Source organism: Acetobacter sicerae (assembly GCF_011516765.1).
Classification (GTDB): domain Bacteria; phylum Pseudomonadota; class Alphaproteobacteria; order Acetobacterales; family Acetobacteraceae; genus Acetobacter; species Acetobacter sicerae.
This window is the reverse complement of the sequence record NZ_JAAABN010000006.1, coordinates 43,616-65,869: the sequence shown is the minus strand read 5'-3', so window position 1 is coordinate 65,869 and position 22,254 is coordinate 43,616. Positions and strand designations below refer to the sequence as shown.

The window sequence follows — 22,254 nt, the reverse complement described above, 5'->3', positions numbered from 1 at the left end:
TCCCTACACTGAGCAGGTGGGGGGAGGGAAGGGCTGAATTACCTTCGTGTCCCCGGAAGATGATTTTCTCCGGAACAGACCCTCTTTGAGTCTGGCGATGACTGTCGGCGGATATTCAGTTTTCCGGGAGCAGAACGGGATCAAAGGGAAACGCCTCCTTGTGGAGTTGCGGGCAATGCCCGGAAGGCGCGCGAGGATCGAAACAGATGCCAAAACAAAAGCGCAGAAGTGAGAACTCCTGCGCTTCGTCTTGAGCCGAACCGTGAAGGCCGGATTTACGGGTGCTGGGCGGTCCCCGACGCATCCGCAGGCTGGTTCTGCTGAACCGGAGCGGTCGTTGTCGGAGTGGCTGGCGCAGTCGATGCCGCTGGCGGCGGAGCAGCGAGAATATCGTGGCCGCTGCCACCGGAAACCGCGCCGCGATTGAGCACCGCCAGCATGAGGGACAGCAGCATGAAGGCTGTGGCCAGCCCTGCCGTGGTGCGGGTCAGCAGATTCGCCGTGCCGCGACCGGACATGAAGGAGCCCATGCCCTGCGATGAGCCGATGCCGAGACCACCTCCCTCGCTGCGCTGGATCAGCACAACAGCAATCAGGGAGACGGTGACAAGAAGATGAAGGATCAGCAGAGCGGTGATCATGGACTATCCGGTCGAGAGGTCAGAAAAACCGTAGCCTGAAACGAGGATGTCTCAGGCCGTGGGGACTGCGCGAATGATGGACAGGAAAGCGTCCGGCTTCAGGCTGGCGCCTCCGACCAGAGCACCGGCCACGTCCGGGATGGAGAGGATCGAGGCGGCGTTCCCCGCATCCACGGAACCACCATACAGAATCCGCAGGGATTTGCCAGCATCGCCGAACTGGCGCACCAGCTCCGCACGGATGAAGGCGACAGTCGATTTGATGTCTTCCGGTGTCGCAGCAAGGCCGGTGCCGATGGCCCAGACCGGCTCATAGGCGACAATGCCGGTGAAGCCGTCCGGGAGAGAGCCCTTGATCTGCCAGCCGAGCGTATCTTCCGCTTCGCCCGACTGACGCTGGTCCTCGGTCTCACCGATGCAGACGATCGGTGTCAGACCAGCCTGTGCGGCGGAAACGGCTTTCTCTCGCACTGTCTCATCGACTTCGCCATGATCACGACGGCGCTCGGAATGTCCGAGAATGACGTGTGAGGCTCCGACATCCTTCAGCATGGACGGCGCGATGTCGCCCGTATGAGCGCCCTTGTCGTCCTTGTGGCAGTCCTGCGCACCCAGAGCGACGGTCGAGCCGTTCAGCGTCTGATGGACGAGGGACAGATGCGTGAAGGGCGGGCACACCACCACTTCCACACCTGAAACCGGCTCTGCCGCCAGACCTGCGGTGATCTGCTTCACGCGATCGACGGAGTCGGCGCTCAGGCCGTTCATCTTCCAGTTGCCGACAATGATGGGCGTGCTCATCGGAACGTCTCTCCTGTGAAACTTTGGCCTGTGCGGTTCAGTCAGGGCGCCTTGCGGTGCTGCTCCGGCCTCTCCGGGTGATTGTGGGACTGGTCCCACCTGTTGGGAAGCATGGCTACCCCATCGGGGTCCGGCCATGCAAGAAGGAGACCATTCTGCCTGAGAGACTGTCCCGCTTCTGGTCAAGACGGGATGGGATGAATATGGTGCCCAGCCCGGATACGGCACGCGGCCGTATTTCCGTATCTGCCTTATTCGCGGACCAGTGACTGCATGATTTCCTTCCTCCGCCGCTTTGTCGTTGAATCCTGGCTTGGTCGTATCCTCGCCATCGTCATTTTTCTGGCCTTCGTCGGCTGGGGAGTGGGCGATGTGCTGACCAACATGGCCGACGATCCCGCCATCGTCGCCAAAGTCGGTTCCCAGAAGATCACCACCCGCGACTTCGCGGCGGCCCTGCAGGCGGAAATGCCCCGCATCGCCCAGCAGATGGGAATGGCGGATGTGGCGCACATTCCCGCCAATGTCCGTCAGCCGATGGCCAACGAGATTCTTCAACGGCTGGTTGGTCAGGCGCAGATTCTGGAAGCGGCGCGTGATTACGGCATTCAGGTGCCGGACGTCGCCGTGCGGGACGAGATTTTCGCCATGCCCTATTTTCAGGGCAAGAACGGTCAGTTCGATCGCCAGAAATTCAACGCGATGCTCGCCAATGCCGGCATGACCGAACAGCGCCTGATCGGGCTGGTGCGTGATGATCTGACCGCCCGCGCCGTGATGGAGCCGCTGTCGACCGGTGCGCATGTGTCCGATCTGGTGGTGAACCGCACTTACGGGTTCGAGACCGAGACGCATGTGCTGGACGTGTTGCGTGTTCCTTTCGCGTCCCAGGCCACGCCCGCCGCGCCAGACGAGGCGGGCCTGAAGCGTTTCTACGACAACCATCCGTGGATGTTCCGCAGCCCGGAATACCGTCATGCCCGCATCGTGGTGCTGTCACCGGAGACCGTCGCAACCCAGTCACCCGCGACGGATGAAGAATTGCACCAGCTCTATGATGCGCAGAAGGAGCGTTTCAATCAGCCTGAACTGCGGAGTGTGCAGCTTGTGACGTCGTCGGATCAGGCCGCCGCACAGGCCGTGGCGACACTGTGGAAAGGTGGGGCCGACTGGAACCAGCTTCAGGCGTCCGCCAAAAACAGCGCCGCCGTTGAGTTCAATGATGCCCGTCCGAGTGTGCTGCCTTCCGCCACGCTCCAGAAACTGGTCTTCGGGGCAGAGCAGGGTAGCGTTCAGGGTCCGGAAAAAACCGACACTGGCTGGGTCGTCTTCCGCGTGACCAAAGTGACGCCGCCGCATGCAGAAAGCTTTGACGTTGCGAAGCCGACGCTGCGTGATGAAATCGCGAAAGTGAAGGGGCCGGCGATGGTCAGCGCCAGCGTGCCGAAACTTCAGGATGCGCTTGCTGGAGGAGGAATGGACTCCATTCCAGCCGACCTCGGCGCAGCTCCCGTGGCAGGCTTTCTCGATGCGAAGGGCATGACCAGAGACGGAACGCCCGCGCCGCTGCCAGCGTCCGGCGAGCTGCGTGACGCCATTGTCGCGCGGGTTTTCGAGCAGGCCAAAGGGGCTGTGCCCCAACTGATCGAAGCGAAGGCGCAGCCGCGACAGGGCCAGCCGCCTGCATCCCTCGGCTGGTATGCTGTTTCCGTTGATGAAATCACGCCAAGCCAGCCGCAGCCTTTTGACGCGGTGAAGGACAAGGTTCTGGCCGCGTGGAAAGAGGAAGCGCGTCGTCACGAAGCCAATGAAGCGGCGACGGCGCTTTATGTCGCGGCAGGAAAGCAGGGCGGTGTGTCGGCGGTCGCTCCCGCGGGCAGCGATCTGCAGAAGGATGTGATGGTTTCGCGCGCCCGTCCTGTCGAAACCCTGCCGCGTGATCTGATGGGCATCGCCCTGCGGATGCCTGCCGGACGGAGTGTCATGGTCGGGGACGACAAGGGCTTCGTTGTCGCTACCGTGACAGCCATAAGGCATCCTGATCCGAAGTCGGATGCAATCGGTATCGGTCGTGTACGGGACGGTATGACTGAGTCGCTGTCGTCCGACATGACGGCGGCGTTCATTCAGAGCCTCGGTGAGCGTTACAAGCCGAAGATCATTGCCGCCGGTGCACGCGCCGCGATGAGCGAGGCCGGCTTTGGAGATGGTTCGTGATGCGGCTCGCCACTCTTGATTCTCCCTCCCGCTCGGCCTGTGAAACAGCCTGGGCGCGTGGTGAAAGCAGCGTCGTTTTCGCTGTCGATGCGGCCGACCTGCTGACACCGGTCGCCGCTTATATGCGCCTTGCGGCCATGTATGGCGCGGACGGACGCAATACGCTGCTGCTGGAATCCGTCGAAGGCGGCGCAAGCCGGGGCCGTTATTCCGTCATCGCCCTGAAGCCGGATCTGTTGTGGCGCTGTCATGATGGCAAGGCGTCGATCAACCGGAATGCGATGACCGATGCCGACGCGTATGAGCCGGTTGCCGAAGCGCCTCTGGACAGTCTGCGCAAGCTGATCAACGAAAGCCGCCTGCAACTCGATGACAGTCTGCCTCCGATGACGGCAGGGGTTTTCGGCTATCTCGGCTATGACATGGTGCGCCAGATGGAGCATCTGCCCAATGCGCCGGTGGATGATCTCGGCCTGCCCGAAGCCATCCTCATGCGTCCGGGCCTGTTCGCGATTTTTGATACGGTCACGGATGAACTGATCCTTGCTGCGCCCATCCGGCCTCGCGCCGACGATCATCCGGATGCGGCCTTTGATCGCGCCCGCAAACTGATCCACGAGGCGCAGGCCTGTCTTGCCGCACCGCTGACCGTACCGCAGGAGCCGATGGTTGAGGCGCTTGAGCCGCCGCGTTCTACCTACACGGAGACGGAATTCGAAGATGTGGTCCGGCGTATTCAGGACTATATCGCCGCAGGAGATGCATTTCAGGTCGTCCCGAGCCAGCGTTTCTCGACGCCATTCGGTCTGTCCTCACTTGCGCTCTATCGCTCGCTGCGTCGGATCAATCCCGCGCCGTTCCTGTTCCATCTGAACCTCGGCGGTTTCTCTCTCGTCGGGTCGTCTCCGGAAATCCTTGTGCGTCTGCGTGACGGCAAGATGACGGTGCGTCCGCTGGCCGGAACCCGTCCGCGTGGCGCGGATGCGGAAGAGGACAAGCGTCTTGAGGAAGAACTTCTGGCTGACGAGAAGGAGCGCGCCGAGCATCTGATGCTGATTGATCTCGGTCGTAACGATGTCGGTCGTGTCAGCATCACCGGCTCGGTGAAGGTGACGGAGAAGTTCATCATCGAACGTTTCAGCCATGTCATGCATATTTCCTCGAACGTCGAGGGAATGCTCAAGCCGGAACTTGATGCGCTCGACGCTCTTGTCGCCGCTTTCCCGGCTGGCACGCTGACAGGTGCGCCCAAGATACGCGCCATGGAGATCATCGACGAGGTGGAGCGGACCCGACGTGCGACCTATGCCGGATGCATCGGGTACTTTGGTGCGGGTGGCGACATGGACACCTGCATCGGTCTGCGCATGGCGGTTGTGAAAGATGGCATGATGTACGTGCAGGCGGGATGTGGTGTCGTGGCTGACAGCGTGCCATCGCTGGAATGTGCGGAAACAAAGCACAAGGCGAGGGCGCTGTTCCGTGCGGCGGAAGATGCTGTCCGGATGGCGACACGTAACTGAGGGGCATTTTTGAAGCTTTTTGAAAACAGCTTCACCAAAAGCTTCTTTTTTGATTCAGATGAAATAAAACTAACCGGGGTCAAAGGGACCGTGTCCCTTTGACGGATCGGGGCGAAGTCGTGTGAAAGAGCGTCGCAGTCTGCGATTCAGCACGCCATTACAAAGAGCCTGAAAACTCGGCGCCCGATGGCTGAAATTCCAGAATCTCTACCTCATCACCCGCCGTAACCCTACCCGATTGTTCGACCAGCGCATTCTGGCCGAACATCACGCCACCTTCCTGTTTTCTGAAACGTGCCAGAGTGGCCAAAGGCTCTTTTCGGTCAGGAATGATGCCCGTGTCCTGATCCACGGTTGTCATGACGCAGCGTGAGCAGGGTTTCACCAGACTGAGTTCCGTGCCGCCAATCCGTATCCGCGCCCAACTGTCTTCTTCCCACGCTTCAGCGCCGGACACGACAAGATTGGGACGAAAACGATCCATCGGAACAGGTGCAGCCAGACGGTTGTTCAGATCATCCAGCGAAGCAAGCGTCGTGATCAGAAGCGGGAAACCGTCGGAGAACGAGTTTGTAAAGGCGCGTTCATCCAGCTGGCGGGGACGGTCGCTTTCTGGCCGGGGCATGTAAACCAGACGACAGGGCTGGCCGATTGCATCTGACGTCCATTGTGCGGCTTCATCGCCCGCATCAAGCGCCTGAACTGTATCTTTCCATACCGTGACCATGACAGAGTGTGTCAGGTCAGTCGGGCGTTTCACCACCAGATCAGGTCTGTCGTTTTGGGCAAGGCGCAGCCCCTCCGTCGTGACCGAGACGTGCAGTGTCGCCATTACCGGATATTTGCGCTGGGTGATGAATTGTCCAGCATGATCAACGATCATCCAGCGTCGGTCGTTTTCCGGACCCCACGGACAGAGCAAAAGTTCCCTCATTGAAAGACCGTGCAGGCTTTTCACGGGGTAGATGTGAAGAGTGTGCAAAATCAGTCGCATGAGACACTTTCAGCAGATTTCAGAAGCGCAACGATCGGGCATGTCACAAAACTATCACTCAGGCTTTCGGGGACGGGTTGGTTAGAAGGGCTCCAGTCTTCCTTACTGAGTGGTAAATACATGTCAGACACAACAGCCGATGCCATGCCCACAGGGCGGCCGGATATGCGGGGAGGAGAACATCCCGCTTTCCGGATGTTCTTTCTGGGTATTGTTTTCGTTGCCTTGGGGTTCGTGGGATACAGCGTTCTATCAGACCTTCATGCCGCAGATGGCCAAGGCGTGGCCATAGGCGCCTTCGTTCTTCTGGGCCTTGCTCTTCTCATCGCGCTCGGGTTTGAATTCGTCAACGGATTCCATGATACGGCCAACGCCGTGGCCACGGTCATTTACACCAACAGTCTGCCGCCTCTGGTCGCCGTTGTCTGGTCAGGCATGTGGAACCTGCTCGGTGTTCTCGTCTCTTCCGGCGCAGTCGCCTACAGCATCGTCTCCCTGCTTCCTGTCGAACTGATCCTTCAGGTCGGAAGTGGCGCAGGTCACGCCATGATCTTCGCTCTTCTGCTCGCTGCGATCATCTGGAATCTGGCGACATGGGCGATGGGCATCCCCAATTCCTCCTCCCATGCCCTGATTGGTTCCATCATGGGCGTCGGCATCGCCAACCAGCTCATGGCCCCGCACGGCATCGCCACGCAGGGTGTGGACTGGGTGCAGGTCACCAAGGTGTTCAAGTCCCTGCTGTTCAGCCCGATCTGCGGCTTCGCACTGTCGGCCGCCCTGCTGATCCTGATGAAAGTCGTCATCCGCAACCGCAAGCTTTATGAAGCTCCCAAGGGCGACCAGCCGCCGCCGTGGTGGATCCGTGGCCTGCTGATCGGCACCTGCACAGGTGTGTCCTTCTTCCATGGTGGCAACGATGGTCAGAAAGGCATGGGCCTGATCATGCTGATCCTCATCGGTGCGGCTCCTACGGCCTATGCGCTCAACCGTGCGATGCCTGACAGCATGACGCCGGGCTTCGTGCAGTCCGCCGATTATGCCGCCGAGGCCTTCCGTGCACATGCTGCTCCGGGCTCGTCGGCTCCGGGTGTTGAAGAAGCCCGCCATATCGTGAGTGACGCTCTGAGCAGCCGCAATGTTACAGGCCCCCAGGTCTGGTCAGCGCTTGCCGTTCTGTCCGACTCCGTTTCCAACGCAGTCAAAAGCTACGGCTCGCTGCGCAGCATGCCATCAGCTTCCGTCTCCAACGTCCGTACGGACATGTATCTGACCTCTGACGCCATCCGCACCATGAAGGGCGGCGATACGTTCACCACGGATGAGAATGGCCGCCTCAAGAAGTTCATGCAGGCGCTGAATGACGGCACACGCTTCATCCCGATCTGGGTGAAGATCGCTGTCGCCGTGGCTCTCGGTCTCGGAACCATGGTCGGCTGGAAGCGTATTGTCATCACGGTTGGTGAGAAAATCGGCAAGACGCATCTGACCTATGCTCAGGGCGCTGCTGCCGAAATCGTGGCCATGGGCACGATTGGGCTTGCCGAGGGGTATGGTATGCCGGTGTCCACAACTCACATTCTTTCCGGTGGTGTTGCCGGAACAATGGCAGCCAATGGTTCAGGTCTTCAGTGGTCCACTCTCAGAACAATGGCTCTTGCATGGGTCATCACCCTGCCGGCAGCCATGATGATCAGTGGCGTGCTCTACATCCTGCTGCGTCAGGTTTTCTGATTGGTATGAAACGGGACATTCTGTCCCGTCTCATCGGAGCCGTCTTGCTGGGAGGTTTTCTCCCCATGGCGGCTCCGGCACAGGCAGCGGACAATCCTCCGGTTACCGACGTTCTTCCGTCCGGTGTGCCGCTTCCCTTTCCAAGCACAGCTCCGGACAGCACACCGCAGGGATGGGACACCACTCTGCTGGGGGATCCTGCCGGTTTTCGCTCACGCCTTAAGGCGCATGGCATCCGTCTGCATCTTCAGGACGTTGAGGAATTGTGGGGCGTGGCGTCTGGTGGGATGTCACGCGGCGCGACGTACGACGGTGCGACGATCGTCACCCTCAATATCGATACAGCGCCCTTGTTCGGCTGGCATGACGGGCTCTTCAATATCAGCGCCATCCAGTTGCGAGGACGTTCGGCGACAGAAGATCGCGTCGGGGCAATCAATACACTGAGCGGCTATGACGCCGGTGGCCGGAATACCCGTCTGTTCGAGCTCTGGTATGGTCAGGGCTTCTGGAACAACAGGCTCGACATCCGTTTGGGGGCCATCGACCCGGATACGGAATTCCTTGTCAGTGATAACGCGTCACTCTTCCTGAACGCGGATTTTGGCTGGCCGGGCGTGCCGTCGGCCAATCTGTATGGCGGAGGACCATCCTGGCCGCTCTCGGTTCCGGGTGTCCGGGCCAGAATCATTCCGACCTATCCGGTCAGTATTCTTGTCGGTGTCATGGATGACAATCCGACAGGGGGAGCATTCTTCAGTGAGCGTTCCGTGTTGGATATGAATCCCACCGGCACACGATTCAGTCTCTCGACCGGTGTTCTTGCGATGGCGGAGGTGGATGTTTCTGTCGATGCCGCTGTGTTGAGTGATGCGCCGTCCGGTGCACTGCCGGGCGTGTGGAAACTGGGTGGATTCTATGACAGTGGAGCCTTTCCCGATCGTCGTTATGATACGCAGGGTCATCTTCTGGCGGCGAGCGATTCAAACGGCCAGCCTCTGATGCATCACGGCAACTGGATGATTTACGGCATTGTCGATCAGACGTTCTGGAATCCTGACGGTGACGATCCGAAGGCCGCCAGTGTCTTTGCGCGCATCATGGGAACGGGGGGAAAACAGAACAGTCTGTCTTTCGGCGTACAGGTCGGTTTTACATTCCATGGCATCGTGCCCTGGCGTCCCGATGACGTGCTGGGGCTGGGATGGGGGATGAGCAGTGCGGGCAGCCGGGCCTGGAACTTCAATCGCGACAGTCTGGAGAGCGGCGCGGATGACGTTCTTCCGCTTCGTACGGAGCATCATATCGAACTGACCTGGCAGGCGCCTGTCTGGAATGGCGTCGTTGTGCAGCCAGATTTTCAATATATCCACCATGTTGGCGGAGGAATACTCAATACATCGACCGGTCGGCGTGTGGGCGATGCGGCGGTGTTTGGTCTCAACGTGACGACGAGTTTCTGATCTTTATGTATTTTATATGAAATCTCCTGATATCCGCTCGATGTATCATGACCGGAAAGAGAATTTCTGCCACATCGGACTCAAGAAATTTTTCGGATAACGGTCGTGATATCCGATGGCAGGATGGGAGAGAATGTGGTGAGCGAAGAACGGACAGACTTGTCTGCGATGGAAGAACGGCTTCGCACACGCGAGGAAATTCTCGACGATATTGATGAAGAATTCGAGCTTGAACTCGACGACCGGCGTTTTGAGGGAGAGGCTGTAGAAGGCGGTTCTTTCCGTCGGACCTATTTCCGTGAACTTCTGCGTATGCAGGGTGAACTCGTCAAATTGCAGGATTGGGTGCAGGAAACCGGCTACCGTCTTGTGGTGCTGTTTGAAGGACGTGACTCCGCAGGCAAAGGTGGAGCCATCAAGCGCATCACCCAGCGCCTGAATCCTCGCATCTGCCGTGTGGCCGCCCTGTCAGCGCCGACGGAGCGTGAGCGCACGCAGTGGTATTTCCAGCGCTATGTCAGCCATCTGCCGTCCGCCGGTGAAATCGTTCTGTTCGACCGAAGCTGGTATAACCGGGCGGGCGTCGAGCGTGTCATGGGCTTCTGCACTGACGACCAGTATGAAGAGTTCTACCGCTCTGTCCCAGAGTTTGAGCGCATGCTGGTCAGAAGCGGCATCAAGCTTGTGAAATACTGGTTCTCCATCACGGATGATGAGCAGGAACGCCGTTTCCGCGCCCGCATCGAGGACCCGCTGAAGCAGTGGAAACTCAGCCCGATGGATCTGCAGAGCCGCATCCGGTGGGAAAATTATACTCGTGCGAAGGAAGAGATGCTTGAGCGGTCAAGCATTGAAGAGGCTCCCTGGTGGGTGGTGCAGGCCGTGGACAAGAAAAAAGCCCGCCTGAACTGCATCAATCACCTGCTGTCACAGGTTCCGTATGAAACGGTGGAACGTCCACTGGTTGAACTGCCGCCACGCACATATCACCCCGATTATGAGCGTCAGCCGACGCCTGAATCACTGATCGTACCAGAAGTTTACTGAATATGAGCAGGGGAGAGGCGAGTATCACCTCTCCCCATTCTCAGGACGGGTCTTTTCCCAACCTCTGATCAGGCTGCCGGTTTCGGTGTTGCAGCCGGAGGCGCTTCAGGCACAGGCGCGTTGGCAGGAGGTGTGGAAGCGGCCTTCCTGTTTCCCATCGCCTTGCTGACGAGTGTGACCAGCAGACCTGTCGCAGCGACACTCGCCGCTATGATCAGGCTGGCGGCAGGCATCTGTCGTTTTTGAAAATCCGGTGTCATTCCTTGCATGAGCTTGTCCTCCATGCGGATTGTGCGGCCTTTTGGCCGCTCATGTGTGCAGGTTGGCTTTCAGGAATTCGACGCTGCGTTCCCACGCCAGACGATTGGCCTCGGCATTGAAGCTGGAGCGGTCCCTGTTTCCAAAACCATGTCCTGCGTCATCGTAAACGTATAGCTCGACCTCCGGATGCGTCTCCCGGATGGTTTTTACGTCCTGATGTGGAATGGACGTGTCTTCGACGCCGAAATGTAGCTGCACCGGGCAGTGAGGCGTGGCGTCCTTGTGGGCTGCGATGCCGCCACCATACCAGCTCACAGCCGCCCCCAGATCATGCGTGTGGGTTGCGGCGTCCCACGCCAGTGTGCCGCCCCAGCAGTAGCCGATGATGCCGACCTTGCGGTGGGGGGCGTGATGCCTGAAGTGCTTCACGCAGGCTTCAAGATCGGCGAGCGTATCGGTGAGCGGGATTTCACTCCGCAGGCGGAGGCCTTTCTGAACGTCTTCAGGGCTGTAGCCCAGCTCGACGTTCCGTTGCGCACGGTCGAAAACAGCTGGAGCGAGCACCGAGAAACCGGCTGCGGCGAATTCGTCCGCCACATGCCGGATATTATGGTTCACGCCGAAAATTTCCTGCACGACAATCAGGGCATATGGCGCGTCCTGCGCTCCGGTTTGCCAGGCTGAAAATTCATGGCCATCAGCGGCGGTCAGGGTAATGGTCGAACTCATGACGTATATCCTCTCGACAGAAAAGCGTTGCCGTCTGCGGCTGATCCTGAACCGATGAGGGCTGCTGTCAACGTCAGAGAGACGTCACGAGATCTGCACTCTGAACAAAACAGTCCGGCTGACCTCAGGCATCTGAGGCGCAGGCCGGACCTGAAGTGGGCGTCTTATGGCTGGATCAGGCTTGCATTGAGGTAAGACGGAACGTTCTGCGGGGTTTTGTAAACATCGTAACGGACGTTGAACGCATCGGCGTTACGGGTAGATCCCAGAAGAGAGGAAAGACCTTCGGTTCTTTTGTAAATCTCGCGATCGTCTTCAATGGTCAGCAGATGAGTGCCCTTGAGAAGCTTTGTGTAGCTTGCAGGAGGAAGACCCACGCGGGCAGACATGATGGCGACGGCGTCATCACGTGTTTTCGGGTCTTTGATGTAGGCTACGACGCGTTCCCACACCGAGATGAGTCGTTTCCATTCCTCCCGGTGTTCTTTCAGACTTTCCGGGCTGACAGCCATAACATCATAGATAAGTCCCGGCGCTTCCCGCGACGTGAAGAGTGGTTTGGAACCCGGCACTTCCCGAAGAGCCTGTCCCGAACTGGGTTGCCAGGCGGCAATGGCCGCGACCGAGCCCGAGGCAAGAACCTGCGGGGTTTCATTGGTTTTGGTATTCACCAACGTCACGTCTTTTTCTGAAAGCCCGACCTGTTTGAGGGCCGTCAGAAGCATGAGGTGATCGACAAGACCTGTTTCCACGGCAATCTTCTTTCCCTTCAGTTCGGTGAGGGATGTGATGCCGGGAACAGCGACAATCATGTCATTGCCGTCGGAATAATCATTGACCAGAATGATAACGCTTTTTCGACCTGACGCACCTGTCACCAGCGTATCACCATTGGTTGTGCCGACGGCATCGAGCTTTCCAGCGGTGTAAGCGTCCAGTGAGGCGCTATAGTCGAACCACTGGAAATTGACATCGACGCCGGCTTCCTTGAACCAGTTTTTCTCGATGGCAATCTGCCAGGCCACAAAACCGGGCCAGTCACTGAAGCCGATCTGTAGGGGAGCGGCCTGCGCGGAACCCAGTGTGGCAAGGGACAGGCCGAGGACCAGAGCGAGACGTTTAAGTCCTGATCGTAACTTCATGAGAGTTCCTTTTGTCGGAGGTGAGGACGGCACGTGACGAATTTTTGATAAGAAGAGACGAATGTGATTCAGGCGCTTTTCTGCATCTCCTTTCCTGCCGTTCTTGAAATGATGACGTTCACGATCAGGGATGCCGCAGTGCCGTCGGGAGTCTCTGCGCGGGTGATCATGTAGATCGGGTAACGTGGCAGAATATCCTCGGGTAGAAGCGGGATCAGTTGTCCGCTCAGGACATCTCCCGCCGCAAAATCTGTTGGCAGAAAACCGATCCCCACTCCCAGACGGATCAGTCGCCGCGCCTCGCTCAGCGTGTCAGCCTGTCCACCGATATGGCGGCCCAGCCCATGGCGTTTTCGGAAGGAGAACAGTTCCTGCGGTTCATCATTGCCGGTCAGAACAAAATTATATTTTGAGAAAACCTGCGGCTTATACTGCCTGAGATCAGATGAGCAGGATGTGAGTTCCTGAAAAATGCGGGAAGAGGCATGACAGTAAAGCTGCTGCTCTTCTCGCCCGATGGGAACATAGCGAAGGCTGTCGCGGGGCGCATTGTCGCAACTTATGCCGATATCAGCATCTCCTCTTACGACAGCTTCGATGGTGTCCCGCCATGGTGCGACATCAATGTGAAGGGAAACCGCTGGATAGATTTCATGAAACATGATGATGGCGTCATCGACAGCGCGAATTCCAAGATCGGCAACCATGCTGAGCCGCAGAGTGCCGTCGATGCACCCTGCAGCCGCCGCCGCATGCTGAGGGATCGCCATGACGCAACCAGCCATTTCCCGGCAGAGTTCGAAAACAACCTTTCCTGATGGTGTAAGTTCTATTCCCCGGCTTGACCGGGAGCAGAGCGTAAAACCGATGTGATTTTCAAATCGCTTGAGTGCGGCGCTAAGGCTTGGCTGCTGTCGTGAAGTTGCCCGTGCAGCGGCGCCTATACCTCCATATTCAACAATAGACAGAAAATCCCGGCAGAGATTCCAGTCAACTTTACGGATGAAAGCCTTGAGCGTCTGTTCTGTGGGAGAGACCACATTTTGTGTTTTCACTTTCATCCCGTTCCGATTTGAAAAGAGTGTCACCTACAGAAACAGTGAAAAGACCATCATGATATTACGCATTCGGATGGCGTGCTTCCTGTCCGAAAGAGGAGAGCGCTAGCGATGAGTCTGGCAAGACCAGCGATCCATCCGCAAGGCGCTGCTTCAGATAGGTGAATATCTGTGCTGTCTGGGCAAAAAGATGCTCGCCAGCCACAAGACTTTGCGCCGGGAGTGCAGGATTTTCCCGCCCGGGAAGCGGCTGCACCCGTACATCATAGTCCAGAGAGAAAAATAGAGGAAAGGAATAGCGTTCTTCTTTTACTTTCCGAACGCGATGTGACGTTGCGATAAACTCTCCACCACTGAGCAGTTCCAGCATGTCACCAATATTGACGATAAAGGCATTTTCGACCGGAGGCGCATCAATCCATTCTCCCTGACCATTCATGACTTCCAGTCCGGGAGCGGTTGCCCGTAGCAATGTAAAACATTCGAAGTCGGTATGCGCCCCGATGCCAGCGACATCATGCGCTGTCGGATCATAAGGGTAATGGATCAGCCGTAACTGACTGGGAGGTCTGGTCAGGCTCTTCTCAAACGCATCAGCATCCAGCCCTAACGCCAGGGCGAATGCTGATATAAGACGACGACCGACATTGAAAACGCTGTTGTAGTAAGCTGTTATAATTTCACGGAACTGCGGAATGGGTGGCCACTGGTTGGGGCCGAGAAGGGGATTGCCTGCAAGATAATCAGGATCGTCGGAAGGCAGGTCCAGCGACAGATCGAAGGCTTCCTTGAGATCTTTGCTGCCGCTTGGGAAAACTTCCTCTCCCTGCGGGACGTATCCACGATGGTTGGAGGATTTTCCAATATAAAGAGCCATTTTTTCTTCGATGGGGAGGTCGAAGAAGGCTTTCGTCTCACGCAGCATGTTGGAGAACAGGGAAGGTTCCATCCCGTGACCGGTGATGTACATGAAACCGACATGGCGTGCAGCATCACCGAGATTTTCAACGACAGTCTGCTTCTGTTCAGAAGTGCCGGACAGCCCGGAAATATCGATGACAGGTATCGTCGTGAAAGTACTGGTCATCAGCAGTTTCCTTCTGTGTGTACCCGATGCCACCTGCGTGTCAGATTTTTTCCATTGGGCGCGATATCGGGAATTGTGACGATGGTTTCGCCTGACAGGTCGAACTGGAAGAGCGTGCCTGTTTTCCAGGGGAGCGTTGAGTTGTGGATGAGGAGCGGTCCGCCAGCTTCAGCAATGCTGCCAAAAGAGATTTCACAATCGACCAACTGGCGGGCGTGCTCTTCATTTGACGCCTGACTGACCGCTTCGTGGAGCGTCATGCCCGGAGGAATGGAAACAGTTCGCTCTCTGGCGAACATGAAATCACGTCCGACCATGAGAAAAGCAGCCCGGCAACCGTTTGTCCGATCCTCAAGCTGAAGATGTAATGGGATTGACGAGGTGAAGCCTTTTTCACGGTTCCAGTGTTCGGTGTAAGGCAAATCCCTACCAGTCTCTATCAGGGTCGTGTTCTGCCAATGAAGAAACCCTGCGTCAGCCAGACTTTGGGCGGGTTGATAGTCGATCACACGAACCCATTCATAAGCATCGCCGGTCATTTGAAGATGACCCGCGAACCCTTCCTGTCGGGACAAGGCGAGGCAGTCTTGGCGTGTCAGATCGTCACGACATTTTCTGTCTGGAAAACGAGGCAGGGCAGCTGGCTGGCGCAGGTCAATAAAATGGTTTTTCCCCTGCAGCCAGAAGACTTTCGTGCTCTCGTCACGCCTGCCGTCGGTCCATTCAATAAGGCTTCGCGTCCATAATCCAACGAGACTAGGGATAGCGATTTTTGATCTGGTGATTTCTCGACAATCCATTGGGGTCTCTTACCTGAACACCGCCTGTGGTCATCTTTTTCTCATATATCATAATGGAATCGTAACGTATAAATGGTCAATAGATTTCATAGATATGATCTATGAGGACAACTCTTTAAAATTGAAGTTTCTGGTTTGGAAATGGTTTTTCTGATGAAAAAACAGGTGTATTTGTAGTATAAAACTATATTGTTAAATATATTTCTTCTTCTTTTAAGTAATGTATTGACGGATATTTCTCGGTTTCAAGCAACTGTTGCCAAATCAGAAGTGGCTCCAGCCCTGATGACGTAGCGGGAAAAGTGAACCGTCATGACGCAGAACCTGAACGCCAGCCTGATCACTCACAAACTCTCCAATCCGGGTGACAGCAATCTTCTGCGCCCGACAGCGGGCCAGCAGAGCAGACGTCTGATCATCCGGAACAGCCAGCAGCAGTTCGTAATCATCGCCACCGGTCAGGCAGAGAGCGAGGCCATCATCATCGGTGACAACACTCCGTGCGGCGTCTGACAATGGCACGCTATCGACATTGAGCCGCGCTCCCAGCCCGCTTTCCCGTGCGAGATGCCCGGTGTCCTGCACCAGCCCATCTGACACATCCATGGCGGCATGAGCGATGCCCGATAGGGCCAGCCCAAGGCGGGGGCGAGGCAGGCGATAACGCTCCGTAAGCCAGCCTGTGGGGTCAGCAACCTTGTCCTGAAGCGCCAGAAGCCCAAGCGCTCCGTCTCCGATCGTGCCCGTGACCCAGAGCCCATCACCTTCCTGCGCGCCATTGCGTCGAAGGGCCTGCCCCGGTGAGACGTCGCCAAGGATGGTAAGAGAGAGAACCAGAGGGCCGCGTGTAGACGTCGTGTCGCCGCCGAGCAGAGAGACGCCGAACAGCGCCTGATCTTCGGCAAGTCCGTCCGAGAAAGCCTCGAACCAGGCGTCGTTATATCGACTGTCCGTCTTGGGGCAGGCAAGCGTCAGCAGCCATGCAAAAGGATTGGCGCCCATCGCCGCTATGTCGGAAAGATTGGTGCGCAGCAGCTTGCGGCCAATGGTGTCCGGCGGATCATCGGGAAGAAAATGCACGCCTTCGACCATGGCGTCGGCGGCGATCACCAGTTCCTTTCCGGACGGCGGCGTGAACACCGCAGCGTCGTCGGTGAGATCCAGCGCGTCCTTTCCGGCGAGGCGACGGAAATGACGGCGGATAAAGGAGAATTCGTCCGGAAGCGTTTGTGGAAGGCTGTCCGTGGAGAAAGTGAGGTCAGGCCTGTCCGTCATGGGAATGGTCCGTTTCTGCGGCGGCTTCCGTCAGGGCATGATCCGCAGGACCATCCTCCGACAGTTCTGCCTCCACTTTCGGCTCTTCGCTGGATGCTACGCCTTGTGCCGCGGCTGCCCGGCGCTTGGCGACTGCATCCAGAACGCCGTTCACCAGCTTGGGTTCATCGCCAGAGAAAAAGCCGTGCGCAACATCAAGATATTCATTGATGATGACGTTGACCGGCGGTGCGCCTTTTTCTTCCATCTCGGTAATCGCGACAGCAAACAGGGAACGGAGCACCGGATCAAGGCGCTTGACCGGCCAGGTCGGCGGCAGCACTTCCGCCAGCAACTCATGAACATGCTCCGTACCGGCTTCCGCCTGACGGGTGAGGCGGGTGAAGAGCGTCACATCGGCTTCTGGAATGAAACCATCGTCGAAGGTCTCGCCAGCGAGCGTCGTGCCCAGACGGTGCTGGACAAACTGGATGATGACACTGTCTGCGGTGTCATTACCCTGTTCGATCTGAAAGACAGCCTGAACGGCGGCGACACGGGCGGCGGTGCGCGGACGCATGGCCGGACTCAGTCGGTCGTCTGAATGGGCCATGATCGTGCCTCCTGCCAAATGGTTATCCAAGGGGGCGCTAAATGACGCCTTTGAGGCGCAAGGTCCAGCCCTTCGGAGCATTGATGTCTTATTTAGTTGTCTGCTTGCGTCGGTCATCGATGCTGGTGAGAATTTCCGAGAAGTCTTTTGTCTCACGGAAGTCCCGGTACACGCTGGCAAAACGGACATAACCGACTGCGTCAATCGCGTGGAGCGATTCCATGGCCAGTTCTCCCACCCGTGTGGTCGAAATCTCACTTTCTCCGGAAGCTTCCAGCCGTCTGACGATACCGCTGACCATCTGTTCGATCTGTTCCTCCGAGACCGGGCGCTTGCGGAGCGCGATCCGGATGGAGCGGGAGAGTTTTTCCCGATCGAACAGGGCCCGGCGTCCATCGGCCTTCACCACGGTCAGTTCACGAAGCTGGACACGTTCAACGGTTGTGAAGCGCTGGCCGCAGGTCGCACAGGCGCGACGACGGCGGATGGACGTTCCATCTTCCGCCGGACGACTGTCCTTCACCTGAGTCTCGGCTTCGCTGCAGAAAGGGCACCGCATTATCTACTGTTCCTGACCTCATGCTGACCGGGCGTCGCGATAATGGCGACCTTGTCCGGCGCTTTCATGGCTCCTGCGACCGGGACGCAGGAACTGTTTTTCATAATTCAGTGGTATACCGCCAAATCACCCGGGAGTCCCACCCGCAACCCGGGCAGTTTTCGCAGAGTCGCACATGCGCTGACGCGAACCGGATAAAAGTGACGCGGGCATGCGGAAAGGAGTGGGGTGTGAGAAATCTGTATGTTTCGTGGAAAAACATCAGAGCAACGGGAAAAGGTGCGGTGTTGGGACGTTATCTGGCGAGCGCCCTTGGTGTTTCCGTGCTTTTGTTCGCTTCCGCGGTGCATGCGGACTCAACGCAGCTTCCTCACGAGGACGAACTGGAAACTGAAACCGGCAAGCCTCGTTTCGTCGCCGCAGATGTGCCCGGGCAAGAGCATGCTGCTGATGATGTGTCCATAAAAAGCGCGTGGATGCAGCATGTCGGGGTAGGACAGCAATATGTTGCCGCCTATTTTGAGTTGGAAAATGACTCGGACACGTCCTATCTGGTCGACCGGATTTCGTCATCGTCCTGTTCGGCGATGTTCGGCTATCATTCCGATCTGGAAGTTGGCACGCTGACGCGGCAGCTATTCACGCATCTGACCCTGCCGGCAAAGCAGATGGTGGTCTTTCCGCCGGGGGGATATCACCTTGTCTGCAAGGTGGCTGAAGGAAAGATGATAAATCAGGGAATGAGCGTTCCCGTTCAGTTTCACTTTCTGGGTGGATCTGAAAAAACCGTCAGCTTCGAGGTCCGTGCTCCTAAAACGCACCGACCAGCTGGATCATCCGACAGCAAATTGAAGTAAATGGGCTGAGGCTGACAGGGGAGACCTGTCAGCCTGCTGCTTTACCAGTTGCCGAGAAGTGACTTGCCAGCGTCTCTGGTGGCCTTGAGCTGTGACTTCTTGGCCTTGTAGGAGTTGTCGATGTCTTCTCTGCGGTTGTTTACATCGTCCCGATAGCTTTTGATGTTATTGTTCACATTGTTTCGGGCATTGGTGGCTCGATCGGTGAGGGCCTTTTCGCGCTCTGTTATACCGTCTCGGTAACCATTAACCTTGTTGTTCACGCTGTTCTGGGCATTGTCGACCCGATCACTCAGCGCTTTCTCACGGTTGCTGACACTGTCACGGTAGCCGTTAACCTTGTCACTCAGAGCTTTTTCACGATTGGAAATGTTCTGATTGTAGGAATTGGCGCGGTTTTCCAGATTGGACCGCGTGTTTGTAACGCTCTGATTGACAGCGTCCTGACCTGCCTGGCGTACGCCGGAAAGCAGGGAAGAACCAAATGACTGCTGGTCCGCCGGGACAGCGCTCTGGGCGTGTACATCTTTCGCCGCAATGGCGAGAGACAGAACGGCAAAACCTGCGAAAGCTACGCGCTTCATCATAAATCCCTGATACTGTTTCTTGTCATGGTCTTATAGTTTTCCTGTTCTCTGAATGAGGCAGGAATATTACATACTGTAACAAGAGGTGAGGCGAAGCACTATGCCCGCTCCGGGGGGCAGCCATCAGAATGGAGTGAAGTCGGGCTGGCGGCGTCTTCCTGAAGGAGCGTCAGAATTTCAGTGGCGGCTGCATCTGCAGGCGTTGCGGCCCCCGGTGCGTGCAGGCCGGTGAGCAGGGTTGCAAACCCTTCTTTCTGTCGGGCCTGAAGGAGCGGGTCGGTCATGAGTTGAATGACCGTTCGCGCCAGCTTGTCCGCCCGGCAGTCTTCCTGAAGCAGTTCAGGGACCAGCGCCTTTTTCGCCAGAAGATTGACCATGGCGACATACGGAACACGGATGAGGCGACGGGCGATGGCCGCGGTGAGCGGATTGACGCGATAGGTCACAGCCATGGGCACGCCCGCAAGAGCCAGCTCCAGCGTCGATGTACCGGACTTTGTCAGAGCCGCGCTGGCCGCTGCGAAAGCATCATGCTTTTCGGTGGTTTCCGTCACGATCAGCGGTGGCACAGGCCAAAGGGCCGTCGCTTTTCTGACAGTATCCGCCACGACCGAAGAAACGGGAATGACCGGCACAATGTCTGGCATCCGCTTTTTAAGCAGAACCAGCATCGCGCCGAAAACCGGTAGCAGACGCGGCGCCTCCGAGCGTCGGCTGCCGGGCATCAGGATCAGGACGGGAGCCGTGTCCTGAAGGCCATGCTGTTTTCGGAACCGCTGTGCGTCACCTCTATCGGCTTCCGACTGAAGTACGGGATGGCCGACGAAATGCGCATCAAGACCATGCTTCTGGAAGAAGGTTTCCTCAAATGGAAGCAGAACAAGAAGCTTTTCCCACAGACCGGGAAATTTTCTCACACGGTGTTCCCGCCACGCCCAGACCTGCGGCGCGACATACTGGATGCGCGGAATACGCAGCGGGGCGATCCGGCGTAGCAGCCGGAGTGAAAAGCCGGGGCTGTCGATGGTCACAACCAGATCGGGCTGCAATGCCTCGATATGCGCCACGGCCTCGTCAAGGCGGCGGGAAAGCGACCGTATGCGGGGCAGAATCTCCACCAGCCCCATGACGGCAAGATCCTTCATGGGAAAAAGACTGATCAAACCGGCCTCGGTCATGCGCGGGCCGCCCACTCCCGCAAAGCGGACATCAGGCCGCTGTTTCCGCAGAGCGGCCATCAGACGTGTACCCAGCACGTCTCCACTGGCTTCTCCTGCGAGAAGCCAGATCAGGGGGGCGTCAGTCATGGAGGAAGGCTATCCGGACCTGATCAGGAGCAACGCTGGCTGTCGAAGCTCTTTTGGGCAGGGCCGAGAACATGAAACCGAAGACGCTCAGCTGCGGCGGACAGACGCACGCCGTGGCTTTTGACGTTGAGGTGCAGTTCGGTCCCGCGGTGGTTCTGAAGCGCCATGCTGCCGGTTCCACTGCCGGCAGATGCTTCGGTATTGATGGCCCAGAAAGTGCTGTCGAAATCCTCGACATTGGCCAGTCCGGTGACGGAGCCCTGTACGCAGGCATTGGAGTAGCCGATGGCTGGAGCGCCGCCGCCTGCCACGCGGATGGCGTAGTCAGTGTTTTTGAAATGCAGAACGCCGTTGCCCCACGTATAGCCGGGCCCGAGATTGGCCTGCGTGATACGAAAGACAATCTGGTCAGTGCTGTCGGCGTTCGGGGCGACCGTATCCGTGGCGACCTTGTCCGCACTTTCTGCGGGCGTCGACGTGGCCTGCGCCGCCTTTGCCGGGACGATGCCAAAGCCGGTCACGGTGATTATCATGGTCGCGGCCAGAAAATGTCGGGTCAAGGTCGCACTCCTTATTCGGCGTTTCCCACAGACAACGGGCATTTTCAGACCGACTGGCAGAGAGGGCAGGCCGTTAAGGCTGCTGTCGCTTGCAGGAGATACCTTTGTTTCATCTCTTTTCATCTCCTGCAAGAATGTTTGTGAAGCCCGGAGGTTGCCAGAAGAAAGCATTTCATCTGACCGGTTCATTTCCTTCCGCAGTGTTGCGTCTCTGCCGTGCCCTGAAAGCCACTCCCGGAACAGGCGTTGCCGTCAATCTGCTCTGACGGAAGTGTCGGCAGGCATCCCGGCTTCCGGGGAGGGCTCAGGCACAAATTCTGCACTCTCTGTTGTGTGCTCCTCTCGACAAGTGGCGGAGACAAGGGCAGGAAAATGAGACACCTCAGCCAACGGAGACCGGAAAAATGTCCTGCGCCTATGATTTCAGCCTTCCCGGTCTTGAGGGAGGTGTCGTTGATCTCGGGGCCTGGCGTGGAAAACCACTCCTGATTGTCAACACGGCGTCGAAATGCGGGTTTACGCCGCAATATGAAGGTCTTCAGTCGCTCTGGTCGGAAATGGCTCACGAACTCATCGTCGTTGGCGTCCCATCCAATGACTTCGGCCAGCAGGAACCGGGAAGCGCCGCCGAGATCGCCACCTTCTGCGCCCGCAATTATGGCGTGAGCTTTCCAATGACGACGCGCTGTCACGTCAAGGGAGCGGAAGCCACTCCGCTGTTCCACTGGCTGGCGGACAAGGGCGGCTTTTTCGCCCGTCCGCGCTGGAATTTCTTCAAGTATCTGATCAACCGGGAAGGGCAGCTTGTAAACTGGTTCTCCAGTATAACCCCTCCCACCTCCGGCCGTGTGCATGACGCCGTCAATCGTGTCGTGCTGGGAAGCTGATCCCGCGCGCTGACGGGGAGACATTCGTCTCCGTCAAGTCTGTCCATAAAACCGCCATAAGTTCGAACCAGAATTCCTGCCGTTTTCCAGCTATGCCGGGGGCGACGGCATCCCGTGACGGTGATAGAGACCC

23 protein-coding genes and 1 pseudogene are annotated in these 22,254 nt (G+C 57.6%); 8 read left to right on the top strand and 16 right to left on the bottom strand.

Annotated elements, in window-relative coordinates; genetic code table 11:
- Positions 1-275: 275 nt before the first annotated feature.
- Positions 276-641, bottom strand: a complete 366-nt coding sequence (gene secG, locus GVI59_RS08400; protein WP_173573839.1) for a preprotein translocase subunit SecG — start codon at positions 639-641, stop codon at positions 276-278.
- 51 nt (positions 642-692) lie between these two features.
- Positions 693-1,442 (bottom strand): triose-phosphate isomerase, encoded by a 750-nt coding sequence (gene tpiA, locus GVI59_RS08395; protein WP_173573838.1) that lies wholly within the window; start codon positions 1,440-1,442, stop codon positions 693-695.
- A gap of 273 nt (positions 1,443-1,715) precedes the next feature.
- Between tpiA and GVI59_RS08390 the strand changes: the two genes are divergently transcribed.
- Positions 1,716-3,659, top strand: a complete 1,944-nt coding sequence (locus GVI59_RS08390; RefSeq protein WP_173573837.1) for a peptidylprolyl isomerase — start codon at positions 1,716-1,718, stop codon at positions 3,657-3,659.
- On the top strand, positions 3,659-5,182 hold the full coding sequence (trpE, locus tag GVI59_RS08385) for an anthranilate synthase component I (RefSeq protein WP_173573985.1): 1,524 nt from the start codon (positions 3,659-3,661) through the stop codon (positions 5,180-5,182). The genes GVI59_RS08390 and trpE overlap by 1 nt, the downstream gene beginning before the upstream one ends.
- 157 nt (positions 5,183-5,339) lie before the next feature.
- Here trpE and GVI59_RS08380 read toward each other — a convergent pair whose 3' ends face one another.
- The gene (locus GVI59_RS08380; RefSeq protein ID WP_173573836.1) at positions 5,340-6,176 is read right to left on the bottom strand and encodes an MOSC domain-containing protein; all 837 of its coding nucleotides are present in this window, start codon (positions 6,174-6,176) and stop codon (positions 5,340-5,342) included.
- Between the two features lie 120 nt (positions 6,177-6,296).
- Between GVI59_RS08380 and GVI59_RS08375 the strand changes: the two genes are divergently transcribed.
- From GVI59_RS08375 to ppk2, 3 genes are all read left to right on the top strand, one after another.
- Positions 6,297-7,910 carry an inorganic phosphate transporter gene (locus GVI59_RS08375; protein ID WP_173573835.1) on the top strand — a complete coding sequence of 538 codons (1,614 nt, stop codon included), beginning with the start codon at positions 6,297-6,299 and terminating at the stop codon, positions 7,908-7,910.
- A gap of 5 nt (positions 7,911-7,915) precedes the next feature.
- Positions 7,916-9,373 carry a carbohydrate porin gene (locus GVI59_RS08370; protein WP_173573834.1) on the top strand — a complete coding sequence of 486 codons (1,458 nt, stop codon included), beginning with the start codon at positions 7,916-7,918 and terminating at the stop codon, positions 9,371-9,373.
- 123 nt (positions 9,374-9,496) lie between these two features.
- Entirely contained in the window at positions 9,497-10,420 is a 924-nt protein-coding gene (ppk2, locus tag GVI59_RS08365; RefSeq protein WP_194299079.1) for a polyphosphate kinase 2, read from the top strand.
- Between the two features lie 68 nt (positions 10,421-10,488).
- Here the strand turns inward: ppk2 and GVI59_RS08360 are convergent, their stop codons facing one another.
- From GVI59_RS08360 to GVI59_RS08335, 7 genes and pseudogenes are all read right to left on the bottom strand, one after another.
- Complete coding sequence (locus GVI59_RS08360; protein WP_173573832.1) at positions 10,489-10,689, bottom strand: hypothetical protein; 201 nt, start codon at positions 10,687-10,689, stop codon at positions 10,489-10,491.
- Positions 10,690-10,729: 40 nt separating this feature from the next.
- Positions 10,730-11,410: a dienelactone hydrolase family protein gene (locus GVI59_RS08355; RefSeq protein ID WP_173573831.1), complete on the bottom strand. Its 681-nt coding sequence runs from the start codon at positions 11,408-11,410 to the stop codon at positions 10,730-10,732.
- A gap of 164 nt (positions 11,411-11,574) precedes the next feature.
- A complete protein-coding gene (locus GVI59_RS08350) occupies positions 11,575-12,552 on the bottom strand; it encodes an ABC transporter substrate-binding protein (RefSeq protein WP_173573830.1) in 978 nt (325 codons plus the stop codon).
- Positions 12,553-12,620: 68 nt separating this feature from the next.
- Positions 12,621-13,322 (bottom strand): substrate-binding domain-containing protein, encoded by a 702-nt coding sequence (locus tag GVI59_RS08345; protein WP_242013024.1) that lies wholly within the window; start codon positions 13,320-13,322, stop codon positions 12,621-12,623.
- Positions 13,323-13,373: 51 nt separating this feature from the next.
- Positions 13,374-13,613 (bottom strand): annotated as a pseudogene (locus GVI59_RS19450) (LysR family transcriptional regulator); the annotation flags it as partial.
- Positions 13,614-13,671: 58 nt separating this feature from the next.
- Positions 13,672-14,697, bottom strand: coding sequence for an isopenicillin N synthase family dioxygenase (locus GVI59_RS08340; RefSeq protein ID WP_173573828.1), 1,026 nt, complete (start codon positions 14,695-14,697; stop codon positions 13,672-13,674).
- The gene (locus tag GVI59_RS08335) at positions 14,697-15,236 is read right to left on the bottom strand and encodes a hypothetical protein (RefSeq protein ID WP_242013023.1); all 540 of its coding nucleotides are present in this window, start codon (positions 15,234-15,236) and stop codon (positions 14,697-14,699) included. The genes GVI59_RS08340 and GVI59_RS08335 overlap by 1 nt, the downstream gene beginning before the upstream one ends.
- Before the next feature lie 6 nt (positions 15,237-15,242).
- Here GVI59_RS08335 and GVI59_RS08330 point away from each other — a divergent pair, with 6 nt between their 5' ends.
- Entirely contained in the window at positions 15,243-15,443 is a 201-nt protein-coding gene (locus GVI59_RS08330; protein WP_173573826.1) for a hypothetical protein, read from the top strand.
- 318 nt (positions 15,444-15,761) lie between these two features.
- Here GVI59_RS08330 and thiL read toward each other — a convergent pair whose 3' ends face one another.
- The 3 genes from thiL to nrdR form a co-directional block, all read right to left on the bottom strand.
- Positions 15,762-16,772, bottom strand: a complete 1,011-nt coding sequence (thiL, locus tag GVI59_RS08325; protein ID WP_173573825.1) for a thiamine-phosphate kinase — start codon at positions 16,770-16,772, stop codon at positions 15,762-15,764.
- The gene (gene nusB / locus GVI59_RS08320) at positions 16,756-17,364 is read right to left on the bottom strand and encodes a transcription antitermination factor NusB (RefSeq protein ID WP_173573824.1); all 609 of its coding nucleotides are present in this window, start codon (positions 17,362-17,364) and stop codon (positions 16,756-16,758) included. Before nusB ends, thiL begins: the two co-directional genes overlap by 17 nt.
- Positions 17,365-17,452: 88 nt before the next feature.
- Positions 17,453-17,923 (bottom strand): transcriptional regulator NrdR, encoded by a 471-nt coding sequence (nrdR, locus tag GVI59_RS08315; protein WP_010665891.1) that lies wholly within the window; start codon positions 17,921-17,923, stop codon positions 17,453-17,455.
- 230 nt (positions 17,924-18,153) lie between these two features.
- On the opposite strand from nrdR, the gene GVI59_RS08310 reads away from it, so the two are divergent.
- Positions 18,154-18,780 (top strand): copper chaperone PCu(A)C, encoded by a 627-nt coding sequence (locus GVI59_RS08310; RefSeq protein WP_338422083.1) that lies wholly within the window; start codon positions 18,154-18,156, stop codon positions 18,778-18,780.
- A 41-nt stretch (positions 18,781-18,821) separates the two neighbouring features.
- Here GVI59_RS08310 and GVI59_RS08305 read toward each other — a convergent pair whose 3' ends face one another.
- The 3 genes from GVI59_RS08305 to GVI59_RS08295 all read right to left on the bottom strand — a co-directional run bounded on the left by GVI59_RS08305 (position 18,822) and on the right by GVI59_RS08295 (position 21,234).
- Positions 18,822-19,367, bottom strand: a complete 546-nt coding sequence (locus tag GVI59_RS08305) for a hypothetical protein (RefSeq protein WP_173573823.1) — start codon at positions 19,365-19,367, stop codon at positions 18,822-18,824.
- Positions 19,368-19,465: 98 nt separating this feature from the next.
- Entirely contained in the window at positions 19,466-20,674 is a 1,209-nt protein-coding gene (gene lpxB, locus GVI59_RS08300) for a lipid-A-disaccharide synthase (protein WP_173573822.1), read from the bottom strand.
- A 23-nt stretch (positions 20,675-20,697) separates the two neighbouring features.
- On the bottom strand, positions 20,698-21,234 hold the full coding sequence (locus GVI59_RS08295) for a hypothetical protein (protein WP_173573821.1): 537 nt from the start codon (positions 21,232-21,234) through the stop codon (positions 20,698-20,700).
- A 404-nt stretch (positions 21,235-21,638) separates the two neighbouring features.
- Between GVI59_RS08295 and GVI59_RS08290 the strand changes: the two genes are divergently transcribed.
- Positions 21,639-22,121 carry a glutathione peroxidase gene (locus tag GVI59_RS08290; RefSeq protein WP_173573820.1) on the top strand — a complete coding sequence of 161 codons (483 nt, stop codon included), beginning with the start codon at positions 21,639-21,641 and terminating at the stop codon, positions 22,119-22,121.
- Positions 22,122-22,254: the final 133 nt, after the last annotated feature.

Excerpts from the sequence above, each read along its gene's own strand:
- thiL (WP_173573825.1), bottom strand. The coding sequence starts at position 16,772 with ATGACGGACAGGCCTGACCTCACTTTCTCCACGGACAGCCTTCCACAA.
- GVI59_RS08370 (WP_173573834.1), top strand. The coding sequence starts at position 7,916 with ATGAAACGGGACATTCTGTCCCGTCTCATCGGAGCCGTCTTGCTGGGA.
- ppk2 (WP_194299079.1), top strand. The coding sequence starts at position 9,497 with ATGGGAGAGAATGTGGTGAGCGAAGAACGGACAGACTTGTCTGCGATG.
- GVI59_RS08350 (WP_173573830.1), bottom strand. The coding sequence starts at position 12,552 with ATGAAGTTACGATCAGGACTTAAACGTCTCGCTCTGGTCCTCGGCCTG.
- tpiA (WP_173573838.1), bottom strand. The coding sequence starts at position 1,442 with ATGAGCACGCCCATCATTGTCGGCAACTGGAAGATGAACGGCCTGAGC.
- GVI59_RS08390 (WP_173573837.1), top strand. The coding sequence starts at position 1,716 with ATGATTTCCTTCCTCCGCCGCTTTGTCGTTGAATCCTGGCTTGGTCGT.
- GVI59_RS08330 (WP_173573826.1), top strand. The coding sequence starts at position 15,243 with ATGACCCGCGAACCCTTCCTGTCGGGACAAGGCGAGGCAGTCTTGGCG.
- lpxB (WP_173573822.1), bottom strand. The coding sequence starts at position 20,674 with ATGACTGACGCCCCCCTGATCTGGCTTCTCGCAGGAGAAGCCAGTGGA.
- GVI59_RS08335 (WP_242013023.1), bottom strand. The coding sequence starts at position 15,236 with ATGACCGGCGATGCTTATGAATGGGTTCGTGTGATCGACTATCAACCC.
- GVI59_RS08340 (WP_173573828.1), bottom strand. The coding sequence starts at position 14,697 with ATGACCAGTACTTTCACGACGATACCTGTCATCGATATTTCCGGGCTG.
- secG (WP_173573839.1), bottom strand. The coding sequence starts at position 641 with ATGATCACCGCTCTGCTGATCCTTCATCTTCTTGTCACCGTCTCCCTG.
- GVI59_RS08345 (WP_242013024.1), bottom strand. The coding sequence starts at position 13,322 with ATGGCGATCCCTCAGCATGCGGCGGCGGCTGCAGGGTGCATCGACGGC.
- trpE (WP_173573985.1), top strand. The coding sequence starts at position 3,659 with ATGCGGCTCGCCACTCTTGATTCTCCCTCCCGCTCGGCCTGTGAAACA.
- GVI59_RS08360 (WP_173573832.1), bottom strand. The coding sequence starts at position 10,689 with ATGCAAGGAATGACACCGGATTTTCAAAAACGACAGATGCCTGCCGCC.
- GVI59_RS08375 (WP_173573835.1), top strand. The coding sequence starts at position 6,297 with ATGTCAGACACAACAGCCGATGCCATGCCCACAGGGCGGCCGGATATG.
- GVI59_RS08305 (WP_173573823.1), bottom strand. The coding sequence starts at position 19,367 with ATGATGAAGCGCGTAGCTTTCGCAGGTTTTGCCGTTCTGTCTCTCGCC.
- nrdR (WP_010665891.1), bottom strand. The coding sequence starts at position 17,923 with ATGCGGTGCCCTTTCTGCAGCGAAGCCGAGACTCAGGTGAAGGACAGT.
- nusB (WP_173573824.1), bottom strand. The coding sequence starts at position 17,364 with ATGGCCCATTCAGACGACCGACTGAGTCCGGCCATGCGTCCGCGCACC.
- GVI59_RS08380 (WP_173573836.1), bottom strand. The coding sequence starts at position 6,176 with ATGCGACTGATTTTGCACACTCTTCACATCTACCCCGTGAAAAGCCTG.
- GVI59_RS08355 (WP_173573831.1), bottom strand. The coding sequence starts at position 11,410 with ATGAGTTCGACCATTACCCTGACCGCCGCTGATGGCCATGAATTTTCA.
- GVI59_RS08290 (WP_173573820.1), top strand. The coding sequence starts at position 21,639 with ATGTCCTGCGCCTATGATTTCAGCCTTCCCGGTCTTGAGGGAGGTGTC.